Origin of the sequence: Methylobacterium sp. WL7 (genome assembly GCF_008040085.1) — a bacterium.
Taxonomy (GTDB): Bacteria; Pseudomonadota; Alphaproteobacteria; order Rhizobiales; family Beijerinckiaceae; genus Methylobacterium; species Methylobacterium mesophilicum.
Genome location: NZ_VRVG01000175.1, coordinates 1 through 8,210 on the forward strand (window position 1 = coordinate 1; position 8,210 = coordinate 8,210).

Annotated in this window: 6 protein-coding genes; 3 read left to right on the forward strand and 3 right to left on the reverse strand. The window is 68.5% G+C overall.

The features are described 5' to 3' along the window. Positions 1-1,593, reverse strand: a 1,593-nt coding sequence (locus tag FV233_RS26695) for an MFS transporter (protein ID WP_246690099.1), incomplete at its 3' end; no start/stop codon positions are given. 159 nt (positions 1,594-1,752) lie between these two features. On the opposite strand from FV233_RS26695, the gene FV233_RS26700 reads away from it, so the two are divergent. Both FV233_RS26700 and FV233_RS26705 read left to right on the forward strand, forming a co-directional pair. Then, positions 1,753-2,043 (forward strand): hypothetical protein, encoded by a 291-nt coding sequence (locus FV233_RS26700; protein ID WP_246690100.1) that lies wholly within the window; start codon positions 1,753-1,755, stop codon positions 2,041-2,043. A gap of 99 nt (positions 2,044-2,142) precedes the next feature. Next, positions 2,143-3,084 carry a glyoxylate/hydroxypyruvate reductase A gene (locus tag FV233_RS26705; RefSeq protein WP_147855069.1) on the forward strand — a complete coding sequence of 314 codons (942 nt, stop codon included), beginning with the start codon at positions 2,143-2,145 and terminating at the stop codon, positions 3,082-3,084. Between the two features lie 5 nt (positions 3,085-3,089). Here the strand turns inward: FV233_RS26705 and FV233_RS26710 are convergent, their stop codons facing one another. After that, a complete protein-coding gene (locus FV233_RS26710; RefSeq protein WP_147855070.1) occupies positions 3,090-5,069 on the reverse strand; it encodes a malonate decarboxylase subunit alpha in 1,980 nt (659 codons plus the stop codon). Positions 5,070-5,440: 371 nt separating this feature from the next. Continuing rightward, positions 5,441-7,126 (reverse strand): 2-isopropylmalate synthase, encoded by a 1,686-nt coding sequence (gene leuA / locus FV233_RS26715; protein ID WP_147899314.1) that lies wholly within the window; start codon positions 7,124-7,126, stop codon positions 5,441-5,443. A gap of 186 nt (positions 7,127-7,312) precedes the next feature. On the opposite strand from leuA, the gene FV233_RS26720 reads away from it, so the two are divergent. Continuing rightward, positions 7,313-8,070, forward strand: a protein-coding gene (locus tag FV233_RS26720) for an IS5 family transposase (protein WP_147853221.1) whose coding sequence is annotated in 2 segments (ribosomal slippage) — positions 7,313-7,643 and positions 7,643-8,070 — 759 coding nt in all. Because the reading frame shifts where the segments join, the coding sequence is not laid out codon by codon here. The last annotated feature ends 140 nt before the right edge of the window (positions 8,071-8,210 follow it).

The following is an 8,210-nucleotide window of genomic DNA, read 5'->3' on the forward strand; positions in this document are numbered from 1 at the left end:
GGGCTGGGCCGTGACGATTTCCAGGTCGATGCGAAGAGCCTGCGGGAAGGCTTGATGAACAACGGCTATATCGAGTTGCCCGTCACAGGCGCCCACGCATCCGCGGTCTCCCGTCCACCTCCCATCCGCCGAGACCGGCTTCGAGACGTCCTCCAGCGACTTGCCCTCCGCGGCCGTACCCCAGACGCCGCCGACGACCGCGGCGATCAGCATCAGCGCGGCGCCGATCCCGTAGCCGAACAGCACCCAGTCGCGGGAGCCGGTCTCGACCAGGCTGCCGAACAGCAACGGGCCCGAGACGCCGCCGATGCCGGTGCCGACCGCGTAGAAGGCCGCGATGGCCAGCGCCCGGATCTCCAGCGGGAAGGTCTCGGAGACGGTCAGGTAGGCCGAACTCGCCGCGGCGGACGCGAAGAAGAACACCACCATCCAGGCCGCGGTCTGTCCCACCGGACCGACCACGTCGAGCCGGAACAGCAGGCCCACGGCCACCAGCAGCACCGCCGAGATGCCGTAGGTGAACGCGATCATCTGGCGCCGGCCGATCGTGTCGAACAGCCGCCCGAGGAGCAGCGGGCCGAGGAACGAGCCGAGCGCGAAGGGCAACAGGTACCAGCCGACGCTGTTGCCCGGCACGCCGTAGAACCGCTCCAGCACCAGGGCGTAGGTGAAGAACAGCGCGTTGTAGAAGAACGCCTGCGCGACCATCAGGGCGAGGCCGACCATCGTGGCCAGCCGGTTCGTGACGAACAGGGCCCGGAACACCTCCGACAGGGGGGTGTGGTCGCGGGTCCGGACCTTCATGCGCTTGCTCTCGTCCACCGGCGGCAGGGTGACGCCCTCGTCGGTGAAGCGCTTCTCGATCCCGGTGACGACCCGGTCTGCTTCCGCCGCGTAGCCGTGGGTGGCGAGCCAGCGCGGGCTCTCGGGGATCCAAGTGCGCAGCAGCAGGATCACCAGGCCGATGGCGCCGCCGGTGAAGAAGGCGACGCGCCAGCCCCAGGCCGGATCGATCACCTCGGGCCGCAGCAGCACGATCGACATGAACGAGCCGAGCGCGGCGCCGATCCAGAACGAGCCGTTGATGACCAGGTTGGTCCAGCCGCGGACCCGGGCCGGGACCAGTTCCTGGATGGTCGAGTTGATCGCCGTGTACTCGCCGCCGATGCCCGCGCCGGTGAAGAAGCGGAAGACGCAGAAGCTGGCGACGTTCCAGGACAGCCCCGTGGCCGCGGTGGCGACCAGGTAGAGGGCCAGGGTGATGAAGAACAGCTTCTTGCGGCCGATCCGGTCGGTCAGCCAGCCGAAGCCGAGCGCGCCGGTCACGGCACCGATGAGGTAGCAGGAGGCTGCCAGGCCGACGTCGAACTCCGAGAACGACATCGGCGGCTGGCGCAGGGCGCCCACCAGGGATCCGGCCAGCGTGACCTCGAGCCCGTCGAGGACCCAGGTGATGCCGAGCGCCACGATGACCAGCACGTGGAAGCGACCCCATGGCAGCCGGTCCAGGCGCGCGGAGATGTCGGTGTCGATGACGCGTCCGATCTCCGCGCGCTCGGGTGTCCCGGCGCCCCCCTCAACCTTGCTCGCCATGCTCGCGCGTCCTCCCGATGGGTCTGTTTACCGTGCCTCAAGACCCGGTGTTTACCGCGACTCGACGCAGGTGTTGGGAACAGGTTGGGAATCGATTCGGTTCGATCCCGTCTTCACGCGTGATGGGCACAGCTGGCGTGTCCACGCGGGTTCCCTGTCATGTTCGCTCCGTCGCCTCACTCCCGGCCCTTGCGCCGGTCCCGTTACGGCCTGCTCGCCGTCGTGACCCTGGCCGGGCTCGCCACCGTGCCCACGGAGGGCGCGGACCGCCATCTCGAGCGGCCGAAGCCGCGGGTCCAGATGGCGGCGGCCGAGCGGTGGCGGTTGCGGCCCACCGAGGTCGCGGTGCCGATCACCACCGGCAGCCTGCGCAAGCGCATCGCGACCGCGATCCCCGAGGACCGCCGCAGCGTCCGCCTGGTCTACCCGGCGCTGATCGAGGCCCGCTGAAAGCAAGGCGCCGCCGGGCTTGGCGATCGCGATCCGGCCAGGCACAGCGGCTGCATTGGCCGGATCGGGCATGAGCCGCAGCGTGGACGGAGTTCGGATATGGCGGAGGTTGTCGCGCTGGTCGGCTGCAAGGGGCCCGACCAGGAGGCGGAGTACCTGCAGGTCCTGTCGGCCGCGATGCCGGGTGAGCGGCTGGTTCCGTTCCGGCTGATGGTGGAGGCCGAGCGTGCGGCCGCGCGGGTCGCCATCGTGGCCAACCCCGATCCCGCGGAGATCGCCGCCTTGCCGGGCCTAGTCTGGGTGCAGAGCCTGTGGGCCGGCGTGGAGAAGCTCGTCGGTGCCTTCGACCGGCCGCTCCCGATCGTCCGGTTGGTGGATCGCGAGATGGCCCGGGCCATGGCGGAGGCGGTGCTGGCCTGGTCCCACTATCTCCAGCGCGACATGCCCGCCTACGCGCGCCAGCAGCGCGAGCGGGTCTGGCGCCCGCATCCCTACCGCAAGCCCGCCGACACGGTTGTCGGCCTGCTCGGCCTCGGTGAGCTCGGCACCGCGGCGGCCGGGCGGCTCGTCGGCGCGGGGTTCCTCGTCACCGGCTGGGGCCGGACGCCGAAGACCGTCCCGGGCATCGCCACGTTCCACGGTGCGGACGGCCTCGGGGCGATGCTCGGCGGCTGCGACATCCTCGTCTGCCTGGTGCCGCTGACGCCGGAGACGCGCGGCCTGGTGAACGCGGCGCGGCTCGCGGCGCTCAAGCCCGGGGCGGCGCTGATCAACTTCGCCCGTGGTCCGATCGTGGTGACCGACGACCTGATCGCCGCCCTCGATTCCGGTCACCTGTCGCACGCGGTGCTCGACGTATTCGACACCGAGCCTCTGCCGGCCGGATCCCCGCTCTGGACCCATCTGGGCGTGACCGTGCTGCCGCACATCTCCGGCCCCACCGACATGGACTCGGCGGCCACCACGGTGGCGGCCAACCTGCGGGAATACCGCAGCACCGGTCAGCCGCCGCAGGGCGTCGATGCCGGGCGGGGGTACTAATCCGTCTACGCCGCCGAGGCGACCGCCGGTGAGATCCGCTTGCGTGCCTTCGCGTCGGTGGTGCCCAGGAAGGCCTGGGCCTCTTCCTTGCGCTCGAACACGTGGGGGGCGACGCCGCGCCGGGTCAGCGCCTCCTCCATCTTCAGGCGCAGGAACGCGCTCGTGACGTAGCGGGTCGTGGTCGCGTAGTAGTTCGCCTGGAGATACTGGATCATCCCGGCATAGTCGTCGATCAGATTCTCGTTGAGACGGAAGCCGTCGTGGTTGATCACGGCGTTGACCCGCTGGCCGGCCTTGCGGCAGGCCCCGACGATGCTCATCCGGAGCTCGTCCATGTCGCTCTTCACCCGGCAGTACCAGCCTTCCAGGTTGATGAAGAGGATGTTGCGCTCGCCGTCGTAGCTGATGCGCGAGGACAGATCGAGGTTGAGCAGGTCGGAAAGCAACTCCATCGGTTCGTCGCGGAAGATGCGCGGGTCCATGAGCACAGGATTGCGCACCACCGGCTTGAAATCCATGTGGGCGAGGATGTCGCGCTCGATGTCGATGCCGGGCGCGACCTCGATCAGCTCCAGGCCGTCGGCGGTCAGCTGGAACACGCAGCGCTCGGTGACGTAGAGGACCGGCTGCGAGCGTTCCACCGCGTAGGGGCCCGAGAAGGTGTTCTGCTGGACCCGGGTGACGAACTTGCGCGCCCGGCCCTCGCTGACGATCCGCACGACGCCATCGTCCACGGCGATCTCCAGCCCGCCCGCCGTGAAGGTGCCGGCGAATACCACCGTGCGGGCGTTCTGCGAGATGTTGATGAAGCCGCCACAGCCGTTGAGCTTGCCGCCGAACTTCGAGGTGTTGACGTTCCCGGCCTCGTCGCACTCGGCCATGCCGAGGCAGGTCATGTCGAGGCCGCCGCCGTCGTAGAAGTCGAACATCTGGTTCTGGTCGATGATGCAGTCGGCGTTGGTGGCAGCCCCGAAGCTCGAGCCCGAGGCCAGCACCCCGCCGACCGCCCCGGCCTCGGTGGTCAGGGTGATGTAGGGGGTGATCTTCTCCTCGTTGGCCACCGACGAGATGCCCTCCGGCGCGCCGACCCCGAGATTGACGACGCCGTTCGGCGGAAGCTCGAAGGCGGCCCGGCGGGCGATGATCTTGCGCTCGTTGAGCGGCATCCGCTTGATGCCGGTGACCGGCACGCGGATCTCCCCGGCGAGCGCGGCATCGTGCATGACGCCGTAGTTCATGCGGTGCATCTCGGGCTCGGCCACCACCACGCAGTCGACCAGGATGCCGGGCACGCGCACGTCCTTGGGCAGCAGGTAGCCGTCCTCGACGATCCGTTCGACCTGGGCGATGACGATGCCGCCGTTGTTGCGCGCCGCCATGGCCTGAGCCAGGCAATCCAGCGTCAACGCCTCCTTCTCGTAGGAGAGGTTGCCCGACGGATCGGCCGAGGTGGCGCGGATGAAGGCCACGTCGATCTTGGTGGCGGTGTAGAACAGCCACTCCTCGCCATCGACCTCGACCAGCTTGACGATGTCCTCCGTGGTCAGGGTGTTGACCTTGGCGCCGCCGTGGCGGGGGTCGACGTAGGTCTGCAGGCCGACCTTCGAGAACAGGCCGGGTTGGCCCGCGGCGCAGGCCCGGTAGAGCTGCGAGATCACCCCCTGGGGCAGGTTGTAGCCGCGGATCAGGTTGTTCTGCGCGGCCTGCGCGACCTTGGGCATCCGGCCGAAATTGGCGGCGATGACCCGCGAGAGCAGGCCGTCATGGTGCAGGCGCCCGGTGCCGAGGCCTTTGCTGTCGCCCGCGCCCGCGGTCATGATCAGGGTCAGGCCCCGGGGCGAGCCGGTCTCGACGAAGCGCTTCTCCAGCGCGGCGTGCAGCGCCTCCGGGATGCAGCTCTGGACGAAGCCCGTGGTGGTCACGACGTCGTTCACGCGGATCAGCGCGATCGCCTCGTCCGCCGTGATGACCTTGTTCTTCCTCATGAAGCCCACGATCCTCCCTCCGGCCCGGATGTCCGGACGGCCCTGCAGCCATCCGTCCCCAGGTCTGTTGCCGGCCGTTCGTGCGCAGCCTTCAGGCTTCCGGCGCACGGTCGACCAAATTTCTGACCGTCAGCACTGTTGCGCCGCATCAAAGATTTGCGGCATTGCAGTAATTGCAGGTCCGTTAGATCATGTTACCGCATTATGAGCCGGACGTGCTGCTGAAAAAGTCTTTGGCGTAAGGTCAGAAAAATTGTGCGATCGCGCTACCCGCCATGGCGGGGTGATGCTTTTGGGTTCCTGACGAGCCCGTCAGACCGGAATTTCCCTCCTCGGCCCCGGCCTGAGATGCGCGCGATGACGGCGCAGCCCTATCGGCCGAGCGATGCGGCCCCACTCGCTGCACTCAACACGGCTTTCACGGTCGCGGTCGCCACGTCGCTGTCGATCCCCACACCGAACACCGGGCTGCCGTCGGCGAGGTTGCATTCGAGATAGGCGGCCGCCTGGGCATCCGACCCGCGCCGGAGCGCATGCTCCGAATAATCCACCACCGAGAGGGCGATCCCGAATGCGTCGTCCAGGGCGGCGAGCAGAGCCGAGATCAGGCCGTTGCCACGCCCGGACACCGAGACGTCCTGCCCGCGATGGCGAATCCGGCCGGTGAAGATCCGCTCGGAACCCGCCTGTCGGCGCAGGCCGCCCCCGTCGTCGACCAGCGCGAAGATCGTCGTGTCGTCGACGTGATAGGCTTGCTTGAAGGCTCTCGCGATGTCGGTGGCCGATAGTTCCCGGCTGGTCCGATCGGCCAGGACCTGCACGCGCCGGCTCAGGTCGAACTGCAAGGCCCGGGGCAGCTTCAGCCCCAGATCCTGCTCGATCACCCAGGCGACGCCGCCCTTGCCGGACTGGCTGTTGACCCGGATCACGGCCTCGTAGCTCTCGCCGAGATCGGCGGGGTCGATCGGCAGGTAGAGCATCTCCCAGACGCCGTCGTTGCGACGCGCATGGGCGGCGAACCCCTTCCGGATCGCATCCTGATGCGAGCCCGAGAAGGCGGTGTGGACCAGTTCGCCCGCATAGGGGTGGCGCGGATGCACCGGCAGGCCGTTGCAATACGTGACGGTGTTGACGACTTCGCGGATCGCCGGGAAGCGCAGCCTGGGGTCGATCCCCTGCGTGTACAGGTTCAGGGCGAGCGTCACGAGGTCGACATTGCCGGTGCGCTCGCCGTTGCCGAACAGGCAGCCCTCGACCCGGTCGGCGCCGGCCAGCAGCGCCTGCTCGGCCGAGGCCACGGCGGTGCCGCGATCGTTGTGCGGATGCACGCTGATGATCACGGCGTCCCGCCGGGAGATGTTGCGGCAGAACCACTCGATCTGGTCGGCATAGACGTTCGGCATCGCCACCTCGACCGTCGTCGGCAGGTTGAGGATCGCCGGGCGCTCCGGCGTCGGCTGCCAGACATCGAGCACGCGCTCGCAGATCTCGAGGGCGAAATCCGGCTCCGTGAAGCAGAAGGTTTCCGGCGAGTACTCGAAGGTCCAGCGCGTGCCGGGCCGCTTCACGCTCTCCTCCAGCATCGCGGTCACGCCGGACACGGCGAGGGCGACGATCTCGTGCCGCTCCATGCCGAACACGACCCGCCGGAACAGCGGCGCCGTCGCGTTGTAGAGATGCACGATCGCTTGGCGGGCGCCGTCCAGCGACGCGAAGGTGCGGGCGATCAGGTCGGCCCGCGCCTGCGTCAGCACCTGGATCGTCACGTCCTCGGGGATGCGGTCCCCGTCGATCAGCATCCGGACGAAATCGAAGTCGGTCTGCGAGGCCGACGGAAAGGCGACCTCGATCTCCTTGAAGCCGATGCCGAGCAGCATGTCGTAGAAGCGCAGCTTGCGGGCCACATCCATCGGGTCGGCCAGCGCCTGGTTGCCGTCGCGCAGATCGGTCGACAGCCAACGCGGCGCGGTCGCGAGGCGCTTCGACGGCCAAGTGCGGTCCGATACATCGATCGGGGAGACGAACGGACGGTATTTGGTGGCGGGGTTGGTCAGCATGACGGGATCGGCCGTGAGATCGATGGCTCGGGACGGCAGCCCGGAAGGCGCCGGCTGCCGCTCGGCCGCGATGTGCGGCGACGGTCCCGATGCGGAGAGCCAGCTCTAGGGTGTGAACCGCACCAAGCTCTTGCGAGCTCTGTGATTTTGTGATTCAGGGCCGCCGCGTGCAGCACGGAGGCGGCGATGGCGGAGCTGTTCTGGCTCTCGGATGCGCAGTGGGCGGTGATCGAACCGTTCATGCCGAAGGATCAACCCGGACCGGCGCGCAAGGACGACCGGCAGATCATCTCCGGCATCCTGCACGTGCTCACCTCCGGCTGCCGCTGGCGCGACTGCCCGGCCGCGTACGGCCCGCGCACCACCGTCTACAACCGCTTCAACAGGTGGTCACGGCGCGGCTTCTGGAAGGCCATGCTGGCGGCGATGGCCCAAGCCGGATGGTCGGGCGAGGCGACGGCCATCGACAGCACCTACGTGCGGGCGCACCGTTCGGCCCACGGCGGTAAAGGGGGGCGCGTGCGCAAGCCATCGGCCCGTCGCGCGGCGGCCAGACGACCAAGATCCACGCCCTCACCGACGTCCTCGGCCGGCCCGGCGTCCTCCTGCTGACGCCCGGCAACGCCAGCGATGTCACCACAGCTCCAGCCGTGCTGGCCGACACGCCCGGCCGGATCCACCGCTTGGCCGCCGACAAGGGTTACGACGCCGATTGGCTGCGCGCTGACCTGCGCGCGAAGGGCATCACGCCGATCATCCCGGGCAAGCGCGGTCGGAAGAAGAGGATCCGCCACGACAAGCGCCGCTACCGCGAACGCTGGCGGATCGAGGCGACCTTCAACCGCCTCAAGGATTTCCGCCGCATCGCCACACGATACGACAAGCTCGCCCGTAACTACGCCTCAGCCCTCGCTCTCGCCGCCGTCATCGCGTTCTGGTGCTGATCGAGTCCAGACCCTAGCACTACTTTGGCATTTTGACTTCAGGGTGGCAGATTGAGAACGGCGTCACAGTGCGGGCATCGCCGCGGTGGTGGCTGACTGAGGTGATCCAGGATGGCTTGGCGGATCGCCGGCATCGAGGG

Coding starts and splice junctions, on each gene's coding strand:
- FV233_RS26705 (WP_147855069.1), top strand. CDS start 2,143: ATGGCGGAGGTTGTCGCGCTGGTCGGCTGCAAGGGGCCCGACCAGGAG.
- FV233_RS26700 (WP_246690100.1), top strand. CDS start 1,753: ATGTTCGCTCCGTCGCCTCACTCCCGGCCCTTGCGCCGGTCCCGTTAC.
- leuA (WP_147899314.1), bottom strand. CDS start 7,126: ATGCTGACCAACCCCGCCACCAAATACCGTCCGTTCGTCTCCCCGATC.
- FV233_RS26710 (WP_147855070.1), bottom strand. CDS start 5,069: ATGAGGAAGAACAAGGTCATCACGGCGGACGAGGCGATCGCGCTGATC.